Raw genomic sequence first — 20,262 nt, 5'->3', positions numbered from 1 at the left:
AAATCTATATAAAATAAGTTTATATTTGATGTATAATAAAAATTCATAGCTGTTTAACCTGACAAAAATATTTTGAATTGAAGTATTTTCTAGATTTAATTTAAGATTTATCAACAAGAAAACTAGCCTAAACCACCTAAAAAAAATAATGACCAAAACACCAACTACAACCCGTTTCTATCGACCAGAACTTGATGCATTACGATTTTTTGCCTTTATTTGTGTCTTCTTTTTTCATTTTATGGACTATGTTCCTGTCGATCAAAAAACACAACCAATATTTTATACTTTTTGTACAGCCGGGGCATTTGGTGTTCCTATTTTTTTTCTGCTGAGTTCTTTTTTAATAGTAGAACTGTTGCTTCGGGAATTAACAAAAACGGACACAATCAATATAAAATCATTCTATACTCGAAGAATATTAAGGATCTGGCCACTTTATTTTGCGGTATTTATTGGATTAATAATCCTTGGGCAATTTATACCTGACATCGCAACCAATAAGGTTTCGGCTTGGTTCGCCTTTCTATTTTTTTATGGAAACTGGTATATATTCCATTTTGGCTGGATTGGTGGGCCAATAGATCCTCTTTGGAGCATTGCTGTAGAAGAACAATTTTATATAGCGATTCCGTTATTAACCAAAATGGGAGGACGAAAAATATTGACCAAAGTTAGCATTGGTTTGCTAGTGCTATCGTACGGTCTATGTATTTATTATGCCAAATTGCAGTACAGTGGCGAAAGCGGACAATGGCTGAATAGCTTTTTCCAATTTCAGTTTTTTGCTGGTGGTGCTTTGTTGGCGATTTTCCTAAAAGGACGAATACCAAAATGGACAATACCAATTCGCTTAATTCTCTTTTTCGTTGCCTTGACTTGCTGGTTTTTTGCTGTTTATGGATTTGGGGTAAAAAGTTATGACGGACATCCAACTGTTACTGGAGCAATTCTTGGTTGGTTGCTGGTCTTGGGAGGTTCAATTCTATTTTTTATAACTATATTGGGAACGCAGGAAAAATTTATCCCAAAGATTTTTGTCTATTTGGGTCGTATTTCCTTTGGTTTATATATGTTTCACTCTCTCGTTTTTCATCTTATTTTTAATAATTTTAAACCGTATTGGGAAGGAGTGCTTTTACCATTTCAATTTTCTTCAATGGCACTATCTATTATTGGAACGATACTTGTTTTTGCATTTACCGTTGCTCTGGCTGGTTTATCGTATCGCTATTTTGAGCGCCCCTTTTTGAAACTAAAGGAACGATTTGCAATAATAAATTCACGCCCTGAATAATAGAGAATTTTAAAAACCTGCAAAAAAAATTCAAACATTAGAAAAAAACATAAAAAATAATTCAAATGAACATTCCTTTCCAAACTATAGATTGGGACAAAATAAAAACGACAGAGCATATAGGAACTACTGGTGTAGCCTATTGGCAAACCATCCAGTTAGATGGTCTCCGAATCCGTAAAGTAATCTATTCTGAAAACTATTTGGCAGATCACTGGTGCCAGAAAGGACATATTGTGCATTGCCTGGAAGGTGAATTTAGCAGTGAATCAGAAAATGGAGAAACCTTCAAACTTAAAAAAGGAATGACTTATATTGTTTCGGATGATTTGAGTTCGCATCGCTCCAGAACCGTTACTAAGGCAACTTTATTAATTATTGATGGCGCATTTTTAAAATCAAACAAAGAGAATCAAGATGAATAAAATTATACGGAAGTTTTTAAACTTCATCGATCTTCAAAAAGGCGAAGAAGACCAAAGAAAAGTGTTGGAAAACATTATTGCCAATATCTCTTTTCGAGGTTCTAACTTATGGATTTTGGCTTGCGCCATAGTTATCGCTTCGGTAGGATTGAATGTCAATTCGACTGCCGTGATTATTGGAGCTATGTTGATTTCTCCTTTAATGGGGCCTATCGTCGGTGCTGGTTTTGGATTAGGAATGTATGATTTTGAATTGGTCAAAAAATCCATCAAAAACCTTGCAATAGCAACAATTGTCAGTCTAATTGTTTCGACTCTTTATTTTTATATAAGTCCATTTAAGGAAGTCCAATCTGAATTATTAGCTCGTACCTCTCCTAATATTTACGATGTTTTGATTGCCTTTTTTGGAGGATTGGTTGGTGTGATTGCTGTTACTCGTGTCGAAAAAGGAAATCCGATTCCGGGTGTTGCCATTGCAACGGCTTTAATGCCTCCTTTGTGTACTGCTGGTTATGGATTGGCAACCGGAAATTATTTATTCTTTGGAGGTGCATTGTATTTATACACCATCAATTGTGTTTTTATCTGTATTGCCACTTTTATCATTGTCAAATATTTGAATTATCCTATCGTCAAGCAAATCGATTTGAAACGTCAAAAACAAGTCAAACAAGGTATTACAGCTCTTTTGATAATTATGATTGTTCCAAGTGTTTATTTTGCTTATCGTTTATTTGACGAAAAAAAATACAAACAACGAACTGAGGCTTTTATCGAAAATGAGTTTCCTCAAAAAGATTTTACTCTTATTTATAAAAAAACAGATTACAACAGCAATCCAAAAATTATTGAACTGGCCTTTTTGGCAAAAAAATTCAATCCTTTAGAAATTAAAACCTTAAATCAAAAATTAAAAGACTATGATTTATTGAATACACAACTATTGATTAAACAAGATACTTTTGATTTGAAAAATGATATTTTGAACACAATTGACAATCATAAAAAGACAGGAGACAATAAAGATCAATTGATACTCAATTTACAGAAAAAAATAGCCGATTATCAATCGAACAATATCAAAGTAAGCAAAGAGTCAATACTCTTATTCCCGGAAATTAAAACTTTATCCATTACCCAATATAGCAGCAAGGACAAATCTATCCCTGTAATTCTTTATAAAAGTGAGAAAGAATTGGACAGTAAATCTAAAACAAAACTAATCCTATGGCTCAAACAACGTCTGGAAAAAGACTCTGTTGAAGTCTATAAACAGCAATAATGATTTGGTTGTAAATCCTAAAAAAATCAATTATTTTTTTTATATTTACTTAAAATAATTAATAAAAGATAAAAATAAAAACATATCATCATGGCAAAAAGTCAAGACGCAAAGAAAACAGTCAAAAAAGAGCCTCTTAAAACCGCTAAAGAAAAAAGGAAGAAAAGAGAGAAAAGAAAAACAGCCCAAAAAGGGACTAATTATTGCTATTGAAAAACCCTCGTTTATTGCTAAACGAGGGTTTTTGTATTTTAATTACTCCTTAATTTTTAACTGGAATATTTTTTAAAATTTCCAATACAAATTTCCAGTATTTTTGAGCCGAAGAAATACTGGCTCTTTCGTCTGGAGAATGCGCACCGTGAATGGTTGGCCCAAAAGAAATCATATCCATATCCGGATAATTTGTTCCTAGAATTCCACATTCCAATCCTGCGTGACAAGCGGCTACATTTGGTTTTTCTCCATTTTGTTTTTCATAAATAGAAACCAGAACATCTAATATTTCAGATTTAGGATTTGGTGACCAACCCGGGTATGATCCTGAGAATTCCACTTCGCAACCCATCAATTCAAATGCAGAACGCAAGGCATTTGCCATATCAAATTTGGACGATTCTACTGAAGAACGTGTCAAACACTGTACCGAAAGTTTCCCCTCACCTACTACTACTTTGGCAATATTATTGGAAGTTTCCACTAGATTATCAAAATCGGCACTCATTCTATAAACGCCGTTATGAGCGGTGTACATCGATCGAACAAAATAAAATTGAGCAATTGATGGCATTACCGTTTTAGGAACAGCATCTAATTTTTCGAAAACCACTTCAAGATTAGGCTCTGTCGTTTGAAACTCCGCTTTGATTTCGTTTACAATTTGTTGCATATCAAATACAAAAGCTTCGTCATAAACAGCTGCGATGATTACTTTAGCGGTGCTTTCGCGAGGAATTGCATTGCGAAGACTTCCTCCGTTAATTTCAGAAATTTGCAATCCAAAGTTATCAAAACCATCGAATAATAAACGGTTCATGATTTTGTTGGCATTCCCTAAACCTTTGTGAATATCCATTCCGGAATGTCCTCCGTTTAATCCTTTTACTTTTATAGAATAAGCTACAGAACCTTCTGGCGTTTGCTCTTCATCATACTCGGCAGTGGCAGTAACATCGATTCCACCGGCACATCCAATACCAATTTCATCATCTTCTTCGGTATCCAAATTCAATAAAATATCACCTTTTAGAATTCCTCCTTTTAGATTCAAAGCACCCGTCATTCCAGTCTCTTCGTCTATAGTAAATAAAGCTTCAATAGCAGGATGCGGAATCTCTTTGCTTTCTAAAATTGCCATAATCGTTGCTACACCAAGACCGTTATCGGCACCAAGAGTTGTTCCTCTGGCGCGAACCCAATCCCCATCTACATACATATCGATTCCTTGGGTGTCAAAATCAAAAACAGTTTCGGCATTTTTTTGGTGTACCATATCCAAATGTCCTTGCAAAACAAGTGCTTTTCGGTTTTCCATTCCTGGAGTAGCTGGTTTACGGATAATCACGTTGCGGATTTCATCTTCAAAAGTTTCCAGTCCCAAACTGTTACCGAAGTTTTTCATAAACTCAATTACTCGTTCTTCTTTTTTGGAAGGACGAGGTACCGCATTCAAATCGGCAAATTTGTTCCAAAGTGCTTTTGGTTCTAGATTTCTTATCTCTTGACTCATTCTATTGTATATTTTTTAATTAAAAAGGTTTAAAATAATAAAACATCAAAGTTACAAACTACTAAGCTAGTTTTATAAAAGATTTAATTTATTTTGAAATAAATAATCCCGTCAAAATTTGTTACTTTACCCAATACAATTAATTAAAAAATGAAACGCAGTTATATTCTCCCCATATTATTATTGATTCAAATCCTACTCCTAAAAATCATTCAGTTTTTTCCGGAAGTTGTAGAACGTTTTTACAGTAATGGAATTTATGTTTATACTTCCAAATTTTCTAGAATCATTTTGGGCAAAATTCCATTTTCGGTAGGTGATTGTATTTATTTTATACTGATTTTATTTGCTTTAAAATGGTTTTGGAAAAATAGAAAATCTTGGAAACTCAATTGGAAAAATAATCTATTAACTGTTTTGAGTGTTTTATCCGTGTTTTATTTTTTCTTTCATATTCTTTGGGCATTGAATTATTATCGCGAACCCTTGTTTGAAAAAATGTCTATTGAAAGAGATTATACCGATGCCGATTTATTGACTTTTACCAAAAAGTTAATTGCCAAAACAAATGCGATTCAAACTCAGATTACAAAAAATGATAGTTTGAAAGTAGTATTTCCCTATTCTCAAAACCAAGTTTTTGAAATGAATCTGAATGGATATAAAAATCTGTCTCGAGAATACGATTTTTTCACTTATTCACATTTAAGCATCAAAAAATCTCTTTTCAGTTTGCCCCTCACCTATATGGGTTTTGGCGGTTATCTGAATCCGTTTACCAATGAGGCACAGGTGAATTATTTAGGTCCGATGTACAGTTTTCCGATGACTACCAATCACGAAATGGCCCATCAAATGGGGTATGCGAGTGAGAGTGAGTGTAATTTTATTGGTTTTCTGTCTTCTATAAAAAATGACAATCCCTACATTCAATATGCTGGTTACAGCATGGCTTTGCGTTATTGCCTGAACAATTGGCAGGTACGAAACGAAAAGATATTAAAGCAGTTACTAAAAACGGTTCATCCCGGTATTTTGAAAAACTATAAAGAGAGTGAAGATTTCTGGGAACAATACCAAACTCCAATAGAAACGGGGTTTCATGCTTTTTATGATCGTTTCCTAAAAATGAATCAGCAAAAAGACGGGATGGATAGTTACAGTAAGTTTGTGAATTTGATGGTGAATTATTACAAAGAGAGACCGCTGTGAGTTTTGGGTTGTGGCTTTTGGGTTTTCTATTTTGGAAAGACCTTCTGAAAAATTAAATTTCTGGAGTAGCCCCGATGGAAGCGTCATCCTTTTTTTAGGCTATTTTTCATAGCCTTAAAAAAGATATAGCGTACAGCGGGACTGATGCTCTTCTAACTAATAGATTTGTGCTCCAAATTATATCTATATATTTAAATGTTTTGTAACAAAACAGACTATTGTCGCACTAATGGAATATGAGTGAAAATTTAGAACATTCCTTTGTCAAGCAACTTAAAGAAAACCAGAATATAATTCACAAGATTTGTCGATTGTATACTGCTGGTGAAGATGCGCACAAAGATTTGTTTCAGGAAATCACGATTCAGTTGTGGAAGGCTTTTCCTAAATTTCGTGGAGACAGTAAATTTTCGACTTGGGCGTACCGTGTGGCCTTGAATACGGCAATTACTTTGTATCGAAAGAGTAAGCGTAATATTGCTACTGTTGAATACGAAGGAAGGCAGCATTTTGCGCATGATATAGAATATAATTACGAGGAAGAAGAACAATTAAAATTGATGTATGAAGCGGTTTATCAGCTAAATGATATTGAAAAAGCACTGGTGTTTATGTATCTTGAAGATAAGGATTACACCGAAATATCGGAAACTTTGGGGATTAGTGAAGTTAATGCAAGGGTAAAAATGAATCGAATAAAAGGGAAATTAAAAAAAATATTAAATCCATTAGGCGTATGAAAGAGTTGGATTTATTAAAAAAAGACTGGAAAAAGAACGCAGCTTCTTTTGAGCAGGTATCGGAAAATGAAATTTACAAAATGATTCATAAAAGATCATCTTCAATTGTGAAGTGGATTTTTATTGTGAGTGTTCTTGAACTTGGGCTGGGATTGGTTCTGGGCTTAATGATCTCTTGTACAAAATATGATGAAAGGAATGTTGAACTGATAAAAAGTTTAGGGATATATGGCTATTATATTGCCGCTTCGGTAATTCTATATGCCGTAATCTTTTTCTTTATCTATAAGTTTTATTCGATGTATCGAAAAATATCTGTGGATGATAATACCAAACAACTACTGTCAACCATTTTGAAAACGAGAACTGTTGTCAAACAATATATTGCTTTCAACCTGACCTCTTTTGCCTTGTTGTTTATTGTTTTTGGAGGGTATATGTTTTATGAAGGTTATCTTCATGGAGCTTCCAAAAATGGAACAATCCATCCCGAAATGCCCTTGAACATTGCTTTGATATCGATGGTGGTATTAATTTTGGCTACAGCTGTTTTTACTTTTGCCTTTTGGTTAATCTATAAATTGATTTATGGAATATTACTCAGAAGACTGCACAAAAATTACGAAGAATTAAAAAAAATAGATCTATAAAAAAAGAGGCAATTGCCTCTTTTTTTTTTAGTATTCCCATTGTCTTTTCTTGTTCAACTCTTCTTGTTCTAGCAACTCCTCAGCGGGTATTACTTTGAGAAAAGAAGGATGCTGCTCGATTGCATATTCTACTTGTTCAACAATCTCTTCAATGGTATCATTATCGTAATCAATTATTAAAGGCTCTTTTATAATAAATGACTGAAGAATCCCTTTCTTTTTCATACGCAGTCCTTTTTTGCAAAACGAACGTCGAAATCCATCAATAACAATAGGAACAACAATAGGTCTGTGTTGTTTAATAATATGTGCTGTTCCTTTGCGAACAGGCTTGAAAGATTTGGTCGTTCCTTGCGGAAAAGTAATTACCCAACCATCTTCTAAAGCGATTTTAATGTTTTCGGTATCGTTTGGATTGACATCCCTTTTTTCTTTTACATCTTCTCCTTTGGCACGCCAAGTTCTTTCAACAGTAATTGCACCAGCATAAGCCATAATTCTTGGCAGTAAACCTGCTTTCATGGTCTCTTTGGCAGCAACGTAATACATATTCAATTTTGGATTCCACATGTACCAAACGTTTTTTATTGAATCTTCACGTCCGCACAAACTAGCATTGAATACATGAAACATTGCCGTAACATCTGCAAAATAGGTTTGATGATTGGATATAAAAAGTACGTTTGTATCTGGCAATGCTCTAATGATTTCTGACCCTTCAATTTGCAATTCATTAAACCCGCGATAACGTCTATGACTAATAAATCCGAAGATTCGAATCAACCATTTTTTTATAAATAGTATGTGTCCAAAAGGATTTCGCTTAAATAATCCCATAAGATTTTTTTGTTTGTTTTTAAATTTGGGACTGCAAAATTACGATTTTTTTTCCTTTTTAAATATTAAAAAAGAATGCTTTTAACAAAAATAACCTATTTAGAAGTTGATTTTTTTCAAAACAGAATTTAAAACAATTTTCAATTCGCTTAACATCATTGCGGTTGCCCCCCAAACAATGTGACCCTCTATTTTGAATGCTGGAACTTCAATAGAGTTGGAATAAGAAGTGGTCATCTCTGTATTAACAACAATGGAATCACTTAAAAAAGTAGTTAATGGCAATTCAATTATATCGGCTACTTCGACAGGATCAGGATAAAAAAATATTTCATCTCTGCAAATGCCCAAAAAAGGATAAACCATAAAATTACTTGGTGGAATATACAATTGTGTAAAATTCTTTAGCACTTGTATTTTGCTGGGATGAACCCCAATTTCTTCATGGGTTTCGCGTAAAGCAGTATATTCATAATCAAGATCTTCTTTTTCATACTTGCCACCCGGAAAAGCGATTTGAGAGGAATGAACACCCTTGTACGAATTTCTAACAATCAAAACCAAATGTGTCATTCCATTTTTGGGATAAAACAACATCATTACTGCTGCTTTCTTTGGTTTGACAAGTTCCATATTGATGGATTTCATGTTTTCCAGACGTTCTTTTGGCACCATAATGTTATGCGCGTCCTCGCCAGGAAGATTTACAGCATCCAAATGAGGAACAATTTGTAAAAAATCTTGAAAATCCATAATCAAAAGTTATTTTTGCACCAAAATAATATCTAAATATACTTTAGAAATTAGTGTCAAACAAATTTTAAACAACCAAAACCCAACAATATGTACAGCAAAGAAGAAAATCAAAAATTAAAACACGAATTCTGGGTTGATTTTGCTCAAAAATACCCACGAAAATGGGTTTTGTACGATACTAAAATCAAAGATTTCTCTTTTAAATTTTATGTCGAAAATACCAAAGCTCAAGTACATATTGATATCGAAATGAGAAACAAGGAATTGAGAATGCAATATTTTGACAAATTAGTAGCACTGAAAAATATTTTAGAAGACGAATTTGTAAAAAATCTGGTTTTCGAACGAAATCATACCTTAGAAAATGGCAAAACTATCAGTCGCATTTGGGTTGAAAAACTGGGTGTAAGTGTAAGCAATCGTAAATATTGGGATGAGATTTTTGATTTCTTCTATGAAAAAATGAATGCTTTAGAACTGTTTTATTTGGAATATGATGGTTTTATCAAGGATATTGAAATTTAAAGTCAAATCTTATCCCGCTCTTATTTTCTAATACATAAAAAACCTACTCTAGAAATTTTCAGCCAGAGTAGGTTTTTCTTTTAACAACCCTTATTTTTAGGGACTTTTAAATATATAAAAATCAACTACATATCTCTATAAAGTTCCAATCTTTCCCATTTTGTTTCTACTTCTTCCTGAGCTCTACTTAGCAATTCAGCTCCTAATTCAGCATTTTCTTTAACAACTCTGGTAAAACGGGTTTCGTTATACATGAAATCGCTCAAAGGAATACTTGGTGCTTTAGAATCTAATTTGAATTTCTTACCTTTTGGTTGTGAAGGATCGAATCTGAAGAGTGGCCAATAACCACTATCTACCGCTTTTTCTTGTTGAGAAATAGCATTTTTCAGTTCATAACCGTGTTCTCCACAATGAGAATAGGCAATAATTAATGAAGGTCCAGGATAAGCAGCAGCTTCTTCAATAGCTTTTAAGGATTGTAAATCCTTGGCTCCCATTGCAATTTGCGCAACATAAACATTTCCATAAGAAATTGCCTGAAGTGCCATGCTTTTTTTGCTGGTTTTTTTACCACCAATAGTAAACTTCGCACTTGCACCCAACGGAGTTGATTTAGAAGCCTGTCCACCAGTGTTTGAATACACCTCTGTGTCCATAACTAAAATATTAATGTCTTCTCCAGTTGACAAAACGTGGTCAACTCCACCGTAACCGATGTCATACGCCCAACCGTCTCCTCCAAAAATCCAAACCGCTTTCTTACGAAGATATTCCGTCAATTGGCTTAATTTTTTGGCATCTTCATTGTTTGTAACAGTAGCCAAAATTTTCTTAAGTGCATCAATTTGAGCGAACTTTTCATTTTTAAGTGCTTCAGTATCTTCTGGGTTGTTCAAAATTGCATTTACCAATTCGCTTCCAACAACAGTTTCTAATGATTTTAATAATCCAACTGCAATTTCTTGTTTTTTGGATAATCCTAATTTAAGACCTAAACCAAACTCTGCATTGTCTTCAAACAGTGAATTTGCCCAAGCTGGACCTCTACCAAATTGATTGGTTTTATAAGGTGTAGTTGGTAAATTTCCACCATAAATAGAAGAACAACCCGTTGCGTTTGCAATCAAAATACTATCTCCATACAGTTGTGTTATCATCTTAATATAAGGCGTTTCTCCACAACCGGAGCAAGCTCCTGAAAATTCGAACAATGGCTCTAGGAACTGAGATCCTTTTACATTTGTTAATTGTAATGCTGTACGATCGTAATAAGGTAAATTAACAAAATGATTCCAATTTACATTTTCTTCTACATCAACATCTATTTTTTTATGCATGTTAATGGCTTTGAAGTCTGGTTTTTCTTTACTCACAGCCGGACAAACCACAACACAAAGATCACAACCGGTACAATCTTCCGGTGAAACTTGCAAGATATAAGATTCGTTTTCTTTTGCAAATGGTCTTCCGATAGCCGGTGCACTTTTTAAAGAAGATGGCATTCCTTCCAATTCTTCATTAGAAACTACTTTGGATCGAATAGCTGCGTGAGGGCAAATTGCTATACATTTATTACATTGGGTACATAAACTTTCGTCATCCCACACTGGAATAAAATCGGCAATTCCACTTTTTTCGTATTGTGAAGTCCCTGTTGGAAAAGTACCATCAACTGTGAAAGCACTCACTGGAAGTTCGTCTCCAAAACCAGCCAAGATTTTTTCCAACACCTCGGTAACGAATCCATCAGGAGCATTTCTCATTGCAGACAACAATGCTTTTTCGCTTGTTACTACTTTTGGATAATCAACTTGATGCAAATTTTCTAACGCTTTATCAACTGCATTAAAATTCATTTTCACCACTTTCTCCCCTTTGTGAGAGTAGGATTTTACAATTGCATTTTTAATTTTTTGAATCGCTTCCTCTTTAGGCAAAATACCCGAAATGGCAAAGAAACATGTTTGAAGAATTGTATTTGCTCTTTTTCCAAGGCTGGCTTCTTGTGCTACTCTTGTCGCATCTATAACATAAAACTTAACTTCTTTTTCAATAATTCCTTGCTGAATCTGAACTGGCAATCTGTCCCAAATATCTTCTTTTGAGTAAGGGGAATTAAGCAAGAAAGTCCCGCCATGCTTCAAGTCGGCAATCATATTGAATTTCTCAATAAAATTAAATTTATGACTGGCGATAAAATCTGCTTTATCAATTAAATAATTGGAATTAATTGGGTCTGGTCCAAATCGTAAATGAGAAATGGTCTGGGCTCCCGCTTTTTTGGAATCATATACAAAATAACCTTGCACATAATTATCTGTGGTTTCTCCAATGATTTTGATCGAGTTTTTATTGGCTCCAACAGTTCCATCAGAACCTAATCCATAAAACATACAGTTTATAGTTGTCGTTTTAAAATCAAATGCAGGATCATAATACAAACTTTTGAAAGTTACATCATCATTGATACCGATAGTAAAGTGATTTTTTGGTTTTGAATTTGACAATTCTTCATAAATACCATTAACCATTGCCGGAGTAAACTCTTTCGATGACAATCCGTATCGGCCTGCAACAACTACTGGCATTTCTCTTCCGCTTTCTACAAGTGCAGTAACGATGTCTAGATATAAAGGATCTCCAACGCTTCCAGGCTCTTTTGTTCTATCCAAAACAGCTATTTTCTGAACTGTTTTTGGTAATTTATCAACAAAACTGGCTATAGAAAATGGTTTAAATAAACGAACTAATATTACCCCAACTTTTTCACCTTGGCTTAACAGAGAATCAAGAGCTTCTTTCACCGGTCCTTCGGCAGATCCCATAATTATAATTACACGTTCTGCTTCTGGATGCCCAATATAATCGAACAAATTGTATCTACGACCGGTATGTTCATAAAATTCATCCATTACTTCCTGAACAATTCCAGGTACTTTGTCATAAAATAAATTACAGGCCTCTCTTGCCTGAAAAAACACATCTGGATTCTGAGTCGTTCCTCTTAACACAGGATGATCAGGATCTAATGATCTTGTTTTATGTTCCATGATTTTATCTTCCGGCATCATTGCCTTGATGATATCATCAGTAATTGCGTCTATTTTTGAAATTTCATGAGAGGTTCTAAAACCGTCAAATATGTTTAAAATTGGAACGCGGGATTTTAAGGTAGTAACTTGAGAAATTAAAGCAAAATCGTGAGCTTCCTGAACCGAACCACCAAATAACATTGAAAATCCTGTTTGTCTGCAAGCCATTACATCAGAGTGATCGCCAAAAATGGATAACGCATGCGTAGCAATTGTTCTAGCGGCAACATGTATAACACAAGGCAATAATTCACCTGCAATTTTATACATATTAGGTATCATTAATAATAAACCTTGTGAGGCAGTAAAAGTAGTAGTCAGCGCACCAGCTTGTAATGATCCGTGAACAGTACCTGCAGCCCCTCCTTCACTTTGTAATTCAACAATTCTTGGAATATTATTCCAAATATTAGTTTTCCCTTTTGAACTGTATAGCTCAGCATGCTCACCCATAGGTGAAGAGGGAGTAATAGGGTAAATAGCGCAGACTTCATTTGTTTTGTGAGCAATGATTGCAACAGCTTCATTTCCATCACAAATTAATTTTGGAAAAATTTTATTATTCATTTTCTAAATTTATTTTCACCATCACTAATTTGCCACTATTTGTTCCTCTGCAAATCACCGACAGTATTAATTATTAAGAATAAAAAAAGCTAAAACCATTTTAATTATTATTTTAAAAGTGGGGTTTAGCCTTTTTTATTCCATGATTTACTCATTATGCAACCAAGCTTTTTTCGCCAATAATTCTTCTTCGGTTTCTACGTGATTTTCATCAGATATACAACAGTCTACTGGACAAACAGATGCGCATTGTGGTTTATCATGAAAACCTTTGCACTCAGTACATTTATCAGATACAATATAAAAGAACTCATCCGAAATAGGTTCATTCTCTTCATCTGCATCGACTTCAATTCCTTTAGGAGTTTTTACCATTCCTTTCAAAGAAGAACCATCGGAATAAGACCACTTATCATCTGGTTCATAAATTGCATTGTTCGGACATTCCGAAATACAAGCATCACAATTGATGCACTCGTCTGTTATTATAATAGCCATATTTTTTTGATTTTATTATTTATAGGTAAAATTAAATAGGATATATTTATTTAGTTATGACTTTCGTCATGTTTTATTAAATTAAGTAAAATTAAATTTACTACCTGATAATTACATCCGAGATTGCTTTTTTATAGATTTTAAAAATATTTAATCTTAAAATTATGATTGCAAATAATCTAAAACTTCAACCAGAAGTACTGGAAGCTGTCGTGATTCGATTTGTTGGAGATTCCGGCGACGGGATGCAACTTACCGGAACGCAATTTTCAGATACTTCAGCAATGTTTGGCAATGACATCGCTACTTTTCCCAACTATCCTGCCGAAATCAGAGCACCACAAGGCAGTTTGTATGGCGTTTCTGGATTTCAGGTCCATATTGGCAGTGTCGAGGTGAGTACACCCGGCGACAATGTAGATTTATTGGTAGCTATGAATCCTGCGGCTTTAAAAACAAACTTAAGAGCCTTAAAACCAGGACATACATTAATAGTAGATACAGACTCTTTTAATAAGAAGAATTTAGAAAAAGCAGAATACAGCACAAACCCTTTAGAAGACGGAAGTCTTGACAACTACAGAGTAATACAGGTTGACATGACATCACTAACAAGAGAGGCATTGAAAAATGTTTCGGGCTTAGATGTCAAATCAATTTCACGAAGCAAAAACATGTTTGCTTTGGGAATGATATATTGGATGTACAATCGTTCAAAAGACCATACCATTGATTTTTTCAATAAAAGCTTCAAAACAAAACCTCACTTAATAGAAGCAAATACCAAAGTATTAAATGCTGGATATTTTTATGCCGAAACGCTGGAATTAATTCCAAATTCGTATACCATATCACCAGCAAAATTACCTGCCGGAACCTACAGAATTATAATGGGAAATACCGCTACAGCTTGGGGATTCCTAGCTGCTGCCGAAAAAACCGGATTGGAATTGTTTTTGGGTTCGTATCCAATAACTCCCGCAACAGATATTTTACATGAATTGGTAAAACACAAACATTTTGGTGTAAAAGCATTTCAGGCAGAAGATGAAATAGCAGGAGTTACTTCTGCGATTGGAGCTGCTTTTGCAGGTGATTTGGCTATTACAACCACATCCGGACCAGGTTTGGCATTAAAAGGAGAAGCAATCGGTTTAGCAATAATGGTAGAACTTCCTTTGGTTATTGTAGATGTGCAACGTGGTGGTCCTTCAACAGGTTTGCCTACAAAAACAGAACAATCCGATTTATTGCAGGCAATGTATGGCCGAAATGGTGAAAGCCCATTGATTGTTATTGCTGCAAGTACTCCAGCAAACTGTTTCAATTTTGCTTATGAAGCTGCCAGATTGGCTTTGGAACATATGACTCCAGTTATTTTATTGACAGATGGATACATAGCCAATGGATCTGCTCCATGGAAAATCAAGACTGTTTCTGAAATGCCTGCAATAAAGAACAATCGAATATTGGAAGTTAAAGAAAATTGGCATCCCTATGATAGAGACCAAAATACGCTAGCCAGAAATTGGGCTATTCCGGGAACGCCAGGTTTAGAACATCGAATTGGCGGACTCGAAAAAGATACAGTTACAGGAAATATTTCTTATGATCCTGCGAATCATGAGGCCATGACAGCTATTAGAGCTGAAAAAATTGAGCGCGTTAAATCAAATATTCCTGACTTACAAATTGAATTTGCCCAAAAAGGAGATCTATTGGTTATTGGATGGGGCGGCACTTACGGTTCATTGCATTCTGCGGTGAAACAAATAAACGAAGAAGGATACACCTCAATAGGTTTTGCCCATTTCAATTATATCAATCCGATGCCTAAAAACACCGAAGAGCTATTGTCCAGATTCAAAAAAATTGTTGTTTGCGAATTGAACAGTGGCCAATTTGCCAGTATTCTAAAAATTAAATTCAGTCAATTTGATTTTTTAAAATTCAATAAAATTCAAGGATTACCCTTTTCCAATGATGATTTAATTCAAAAATTTAAAGAACTAGTGTAATTATGGAAACAACTCCTTTAAATAAATACACCTCAAAAGATTTTACTACCGATCAGGAAGTAAGATGGTGTCCTGGTTGCGATGATTATGTCATTTTACGTACCATGCAAAAAGCACTTCCGGAAATGGGAGTCGCAAAAGAAGATGTAGTTTTTGTCTCAGGAATTGGGTGTTCCTCCCGTTTTCCCTATTATATGGAAACGTATGGAATCCACAGCATACACGGAAGAGCTCCGGGAATCGCATCGGGAATAAAATTAGCCAATCCAAATTTAAGCGTATGGATAGCCACTGGTGATGGAGATGCGATGGCTATTGGTGGCAACCATTTTATTCATGTATTGCGCAGAAATATAGATTTAAATATAATTCTGTTCAACAATGAAATTTATGGATTAACCAAAGGGCAGTTTTCTCCAACCTCCTTAATTGGACAAAAAACAAAATCTTCTCCCTACGGAAACACCCAACCTCCTTTTTCACCAGGTGAACTGGCTCTTGGCGCACAAGCCCGCTTCTTTGCCAGAGTTGGGGGGAATAGTCCAAAAGAAATGGGACAAATTTTTATTGAAGCACATCAATTTAAAGGAACTTCTTTGATAGAAATTCTGCAAAACTGTGTGATTTTTAATGACGGCTGTTTTAATAATATCACCGATAAAGAAGTAAAAGAAGATAAACAAATTTTTCTGGAGCATGGAAAACCAATGATTTTTGGAAAAAACAGAGACAAAGGATTAGTCTTAAATGGCTTGAAATTGAAAATAGTCACTATCGGAGAAGACGGAATTACTCAAGAAGATTTATTGGTACACAATGCCAAAGAACAAGATCCAACGCTGCATCAAATGCTGGTTCGATTACAGTATCCAATTGCTACTGGGGTAATTAGAAGTTTTAATGATGTAACATTAGAGGAAAGAGAAAACGCTTTAACAAAAGAAGTCAAAGCAAATTCCAATTTCACAAAAACCGATGATTTATTCTTTTCAGGAGAAACTTACGAAGTAAAATAATAATAGTATTAATAATAAAAGAGTATCAATATGGGTTCAGAAGCAATTATAGTTTTCTTGTTGGCCGGAATAATCCTGGTGGCAGGAGCCAACTTTCTTTCCAATTTAATTTCACCAAAATCAGACAACTCACAAAAAAGGGAGCCCTATGAAAGTGGCATGACGACAATTGGACCAACTTGGGTTCAATTTAAAGTGGGTTATTATTTATATGCAATTTTATTTTTAGTTTTTGATGTCGAGGTTGCCTTTTTGATTCCATGGGCAGTCGTTTTTCAAAAAATTGGAATAGTTGCCTTTTATGAAATCATCATATTTCTAATAATATTGGGTTTAGGCTTAGCCTATGCTTGGAAAAAAGAAGCATTAAAATGGGAATAAATAACACAACAGAAATACCTGCTGATTTTCCGGGAAAAGTAATCCCGGCAGGGAATGGAGCGAATGTAGTCATTACATCTCTAGATCAAATAATCAATTGGGGAAGATCCAATTCGCTATGGTCACTTTATTTTGGCACCAGTTGTTGCGCTATCGAAATGATGCAAACCGGAGCAGCTCGCCATGATTATTCCAGATTTGGATTTGAGGTAGCGAGACCTTCACCCCGACAAGCCGATTTAATTATTATTGCCGGAACCATTGTAAACAAAATGGCGCCTGTTTTGCGTCGTTTGTACGATCAAATGGCCGAACCAAAATATGTAATTGCCATGGGAGCCTGTGCAATTTCCGGAGGCCCTTTCTTTTACAATTCTTATTCTGTAGTGAAAGGCGCTGACCACGTTATTCCGGTAGACGTTTACGTACCCGGTTGTCCGCCACGTCCTGAAGCATTGTTGGAAGGAATGCTGATGCTGCAAGCAAAAATAAGAACTGAAAGTATGAAAAATAAAGTTTTCCCTATCGATGGGTTTGACGAAGGACTTTAAATCTAAAAAGTTATGACTAACGAAGCATTACAAACCTTAATAAGTTCCTGGATTCCCGAATTGGAATTCACCGAAGAGAAATCCCAGTTTTTAAATATTAGCGTACAACCTAATCATTTGCATGATTTAATGTCCCAATTAAGAAATAATTCTGAAACCAATTTTGATTATTTATTTTGCTTAAGCGGTGTCGATTGGGGAACAGCATTAGGCGTTGTTTATCATTTAGAATCAACCACACATAGACATCAGATTGTAGTCAAAGTTAAGACGGACGATCGAGAAAATCCAATATTTGATTCTGTTTATGATATTTGGGCAACAGCCGAATTCCACGAAAGAGAAGTCTTTGATTTTTTCGGAATTAAATTCAAAAATCATCCCAATTTAAAAAGACTTTTTTTGACCGAAGAATGGGATGGCTTTCCGCTCAGAAAAGATTATGTAGATGAAATTAATATGGTTATCAAATAAGCAAAATGGATACAACTATCATAACCAACAACTTTAAATCCGAAGAATACTTTATCAACATGGGACCACAGCATCCTGCAACTCACGGAGTTTTGCGTTTGCTCTTGACCATTGATGGTGAAATAATCAAAAAAGTAGAGCCAGATTTAGGCTACATCCATCGCTCTATCGAAAAAATGAGTGAAAGAGACAGCTATCAGCAAATTGTACATCTTACAGACAGAATGGATTATCTGTCAGCCCATATCAATAATGAAGCGGTTTGCCTAACGGTCGAAAATGCCTTACAACTAGAAATTCCTGATCGTGTCAAAGTCATTCGTACCATTATAGACGAATTGACCCGAATTGCGTCACATACTTTATGGTGGGGCGTCATGGGAATGGACGTTGGTGCTCTCACCACTTATTTTTATGGTTTTAGAGATCGCGAATTAATTAATGATATTTTCGAAGAAACCTGCGGCGCTCGATTAACAATGAACTACAATGTTCCCGGAGGATTGATGTTTGATATTCATCCGAATTTTGTAAAAAGAACCAAAGAGTTCATTGCTCATTTCAAAACCAAACTTCCAGAATACGACCTACTGTTATCGGGGAATGTAATTTTCCAAAAAAGAATGAAAGGGATTGGTGTTTTAAGCAAAGAAGCAGCCATCTCTTATGGTGCTTCTGGTCCCGTTGGCCGAGGTTCAGGATATTCTTGTGACGTAAGAAAGCATCATTCCTATAGTGCTTATGACAAAGTTACTTTTAATGAAATCTTAAAAACTGAAGGCGATACTTTTGCCCGATACCAAGTTAGAATTCTCGAAATGTGGGAATCACTATCCATAATTGAACAATTAATAGACAACATTCCAGAAGGCAATTTTAAAGTCACCACCGATGCGGTGATCAAATTACCGGTAGGTGAATATTATGAAAAAGTAGAAACCGCAAGAGGGGAACTTGGTGTGTACATTATTAGCACAGGAACCAAAAACCCTTATCGATTAAAATTTCGTTCACCCGGTTTTTCAAACTTATCCTTATTAAATCACATTGCTGTTGGTGGAAAAATTGGTGACTTGGTGGCAACGATGGCAACCTTGGATCTAGTAATCCCAGATATTGACCGATAATAGCAAAACAATATATTTAATTATGAACATTACAAAAAATATTCACGAATGGCTTTTTAGCCTGATGCCAAATAGCGTAGCAAGTATAGTGGAAATGGTATTAATAGCCGTTGTATATCTCGCTATTTTTGCAATTGCCGGTTTGTACCTGGTTTTACTCGAAAGAAGGGTTGCAGCATGGTTTCAATTGCGAATTGGACCAAATAGAGTTGGTTACCAAGGAGTATTCCAAACGATGGCCGATGCCTTAAAATTGGTATCAAAAGAGTTGACAGGAACCATAAAAGCCGACAAATTTTTATACAATTTAGCCCCTTATTTTGTTATTGTCTGTGCATTGATGGCATTATCACTTTTCCCTTTTTCGAAAGAATTTCAAGCCTTTGATATCAATATTGGTATTTTCTTTTTAATAGCCATATCATCTATTGGAGTTATCGGAATTTTATTGGCCGGTTGGAGTAGCAATAATAAATTTGCTTTAATTGGTGCAATGCGAAGTGGTGTGCAAACTATTAGTTATGAACTGTCAGTCGGATTGTCTTTATTGACAATGGTTTTAATGACGGGATCATTGCAACTCTCACAAATTGTCGAAGTTCAAAAGCACGGTTGGCTCATCGTTCAGGGACATATTCCTGCCATTATAGCATTTTGTATCTATATGATCGCCGGAACTGCAGAAACCAACAGGGCTCCTTTTGATTTGGTAGAAGCCGAATCAGAGTTGGGTGCAGGTTTTCATACCGAATACTCAGGAATGAAGTTTGCCTATTTCTTTCTGGCCGAATTTATCAATATGTTTATAATTTCTGCAATAGCCACAACAATTTTCTTTGGTGGTTATCTATCTCCTTTTGGAATAACAGAATCTATTCCATTACTAGGTGTGTTTTGGTTCTTGGCAAAAACAGTAGTGCTTATCTTTTTAATGATGTGGTTTAGATGGACGTTTCCAAGATTGCGAATTGACCAACTTTTAATACTGGAATGGAAATATTTACTCCCTTTAAACCTGCTAAACTTGGTAATAATGGCCTTGATCGTATTGCTTAAATTAACCATTCAATTTTAAAAAT

Annotated in this window: 20 protein-coding genes; 15 read left to right on the top strand and 5 right to left on the bottom strand. The window is 35.0% G+C overall.

Features of this window, described 5'->3' with window-relative positions; all coding sequences use genetic code 11:
- The first annotated feature begins 148 nt into the window (after positions 1–148).
- The 4 genes from OLM57_RS09845 (at position 149) to OLM57_RS09830 (ending at position 3,220) form a co-directional block, all read left to right on the top strand.
- A complete protein-coding gene (locus OLM57_RS09845; protein WP_264563523.1) occupies positions 149–1,297 on the top strand; it encodes an acyltransferase family protein in 1,149 nt (382 codons plus the stop codon).
- A gap of 65 nt (positions 1,298–1,362) precedes the next feature.
- A complete protein-coding gene (locus OLM57_RS09840; RefSeq protein ID WP_264563522.1) occupies positions 1,363–1,722 on the top strand; it encodes a DHCW motif cupin fold protein in 360 nt (119 codons plus the stop codon).
- Complete coding sequence (locus OLM57_RS09835) at positions 1,715–3,007, top strand: DUF389 domain-containing protein (RefSeq protein WP_264563521.1); 1,293 nt, start codon at positions 1,715–1,717, stop codon at positions 3,005–3,007. The genes OLM57_RS09840 and OLM57_RS09835 overlap by 8 nt, the downstream gene beginning before the upstream one ends.
- A gap of 90 nt (positions 3,008–3,097) precedes the next feature.
- Entirely contained in the window at positions 3,098–3,220 is a 123-nt protein-coding gene (locus OLM57_RS09830) for a hypothetical protein (RefSeq protein ID WP_264563520.1), read from the top strand.
- Between the two features lie 49 nt (positions 3,221–3,269).
- Here OLM57_RS09830 and OLM57_RS09825 read toward each other — a convergent pair whose 3' ends face one another.
- Positions 3,270–4,736 carry an aminoacyl-histidine dipeptidase gene (locus OLM57_RS09825; RefSeq protein ID WP_264563519.1) on the bottom strand — a complete coding sequence of 489 codons (1,467 nt, stop codon included), beginning with the start codon at positions 4,734–4,736 and terminating at the stop codon, positions 3,270–3,272.
- 150 nt (positions 4,737–4,886) lie between these two features.
- Between OLM57_RS09825 and OLM57_RS09820 the strand changes: the two genes are divergently transcribed.
- The 3 genes from OLM57_RS09820 (at position 4,887) to OLM57_RS09810 (ending at position 7,338) form a co-directional block, all read left to right on the top strand.
- A complete protein-coding gene (locus OLM57_RS09820; protein ID WP_264563518.1) occupies positions 4,887–5,948 on the top strand; it encodes a DUF3810 domain-containing protein in 1,062 nt (353 codons plus the stop codon).
- Between the two features lie 236 nt (positions 5,949–6,184).
- Complete coding sequence (locus tag OLM57_RS09815; protein ID WP_264563517.1) at positions 6,185–6,688, top strand: RNA polymerase sigma factor; 504 nt, start codon at positions 6,185–6,187, stop codon at positions 6,686–6,688.
- Positions 6,685–7,338: a hypothetical protein gene (locus OLM57_RS09810; protein WP_264563516.1), complete on the top strand. Its 654-nt coding sequence runs from the start codon at positions 6,685–6,687 to the stop codon at positions 7,336–7,338. The genes OLM57_RS09815 and OLM57_RS09810 overlap by 4 nt, the downstream gene beginning before the upstream one ends.
- A 27-nt stretch (positions 7,339–7,365) precedes the next feature.
- Here the strand turns inward: OLM57_RS09810 and OLM57_RS09805 are convergent, their stop codons facing one another.
- Both OLM57_RS09805 and OLM57_RS09800 read right to left on the bottom strand, forming a co-directional pair.
- Positions 7,366–8,175, bottom strand: a complete 810-nt coding sequence (locus tag OLM57_RS09805) for a lysophospholipid acyltransferase family protein (protein ID WP_264563515.1) — start codon at positions 8,173–8,175, stop codon at positions 7,366–7,368.
- A gap of 99 nt (positions 8,176–8,274) precedes the next feature.
- Positions 8,275–8,928: an NUDIX hydrolase gene (locus OLM57_RS09800; protein WP_264563514.1), complete on the bottom strand. Its 654-nt coding sequence runs from the start codon at positions 8,926–8,928 to the stop codon at positions 8,275–8,277.
- A 90-nt stretch (positions 8,929–9,018) separates the two neighbouring features.
- Here OLM57_RS09800 and OLM57_RS09795 point away from each other — a divergent pair, with 90 nt between their 5' ends.
- Positions 9,019–9,456 (top strand): DUF4268 domain-containing protein, encoded by a 438-nt coding sequence (locus tag OLM57_RS09795; protein WP_264563513.1) that lies wholly within the window; start codon positions 9,019–9,021, stop codon positions 9,454–9,456.
- Positions 9,457–9,581: 125 nt separating this feature from the next.
- On the opposite strand, the gene nifJ is transcribed toward OLM57_RS09795, so the two are convergent.
- Positions 9,582–13,118 (bottom strand): pyruvate:ferredoxin (flavodoxin) oxidoreductase, encoded by a 3,537-nt coding sequence (gene nifJ / locus OLM57_RS09790; protein WP_264563512.1) that lies wholly within the window; start codon positions 13,116–13,118, stop codon positions 9,582–9,584.
- A gap of 147 nt (positions 13,119–13,265) precedes the next feature.
- Complete coding sequence (locus OLM57_RS09785) at positions 13,266–13,616, bottom strand: 4Fe-4S dicluster domain-containing protein (RefSeq protein WP_264563511.1); 351 nt, start codon at positions 13,614–13,616, stop codon at positions 13,266–13,268.
- A gap of 164 nt (positions 13,617–13,780) precedes the next feature.
- Here OLM57_RS09785 and OLM57_RS09780 point away from each other — a divergent pair, with 164 nt between their 5' ends.
- From OLM57_RS09780 to nuoH, 7 genes are read left to right on the top strand one after another with little or no spacing between them, the layout of a single operon-like run.
- On the top strand, positions 13,781–15,634 hold the full coding sequence (locus OLM57_RS09780) for a 2-oxoacid:acceptor oxidoreductase subunit alpha (protein ID WP_264563510.1): 1,854 nt from the start codon (positions 13,781–13,783) through the stop codon (positions 15,632–15,634).
- Between the two features lie 2 nt (positions 15,635–15,636).
- Positions 15,637–16,650, top strand: a complete 1,014-nt coding sequence (locus tag OLM57_RS09775) for a 2-oxoacid:ferredoxin oxidoreductase subunit beta (protein ID WP_264563509.1) — start codon at positions 15,637–15,639, stop codon at positions 16,648–16,650.
- A 30-nt stretch (positions 16,651–16,680) separates the two neighbouring features.
- A complete protein-coding gene (locus OLM57_RS09770; RefSeq protein ID WP_264563508.1) occupies positions 16,681–17,031 on the top strand; it encodes an NADH-quinone oxidoreductase subunit A in 351 nt (116 codons plus the stop codon).
- Positions 17,022–17,582, top strand: a complete 561-nt coding sequence (locus tag OLM57_RS09765) for an NADH-quinone oxidoreductase subunit B (protein WP_264563507.1) — start codon at positions 17,022–17,024, stop codon at positions 17,580–17,582. Before OLM57_RS09770 ends, OLM57_RS09765 begins: the two co-directional genes overlap by 10 nt.
- Positions 17,583–17,594: 12 nt before the next feature.
- Positions 17,595–18,056, top strand: coding sequence for an NADH-quinone oxidoreductase subunit C (locus OLM57_RS09760; RefSeq protein ID WP_264563506.1), 462 nt, complete (start codon positions 17,595–17,597; stop codon positions 18,054–18,056).
- Positions 18,057–18,061: 5 nt separating this feature from the next.
- Complete coding sequence (locus tag OLM57_RS09755; RefSeq protein WP_264563505.1) at positions 18,062–19,183, top strand: NADH-quinone oxidoreductase subunit D; 1,122 nt, start codon at positions 18,062–18,064, stop codon at positions 19,181–19,183.
- A gap of 22 nt (positions 19,184–19,205) precedes the next feature.
- Entirely contained in the window at positions 19,206–20,258 is a 1,053-nt protein-coding gene (gene nuoH / locus OLM57_RS09750) for an NADH-quinone oxidoreductase subunit NuoH (RefSeq protein WP_264563504.1), read from the top strand.
- Positions 20,259–20,262: the final 4 nt, after the last annotated feature.

This window comes from Flavobacterium sp. N3904 (assembly GCF_025947305.1).
Taxonomy (GTDB): Bacteria; Bacteroidota; Bacteroidia; order Flavobacteriales; family Flavobacteriaceae; genus Flavobacterium.
This window is presented reverse-complemented; position numbering and strand designations above follow the sequence as displayed.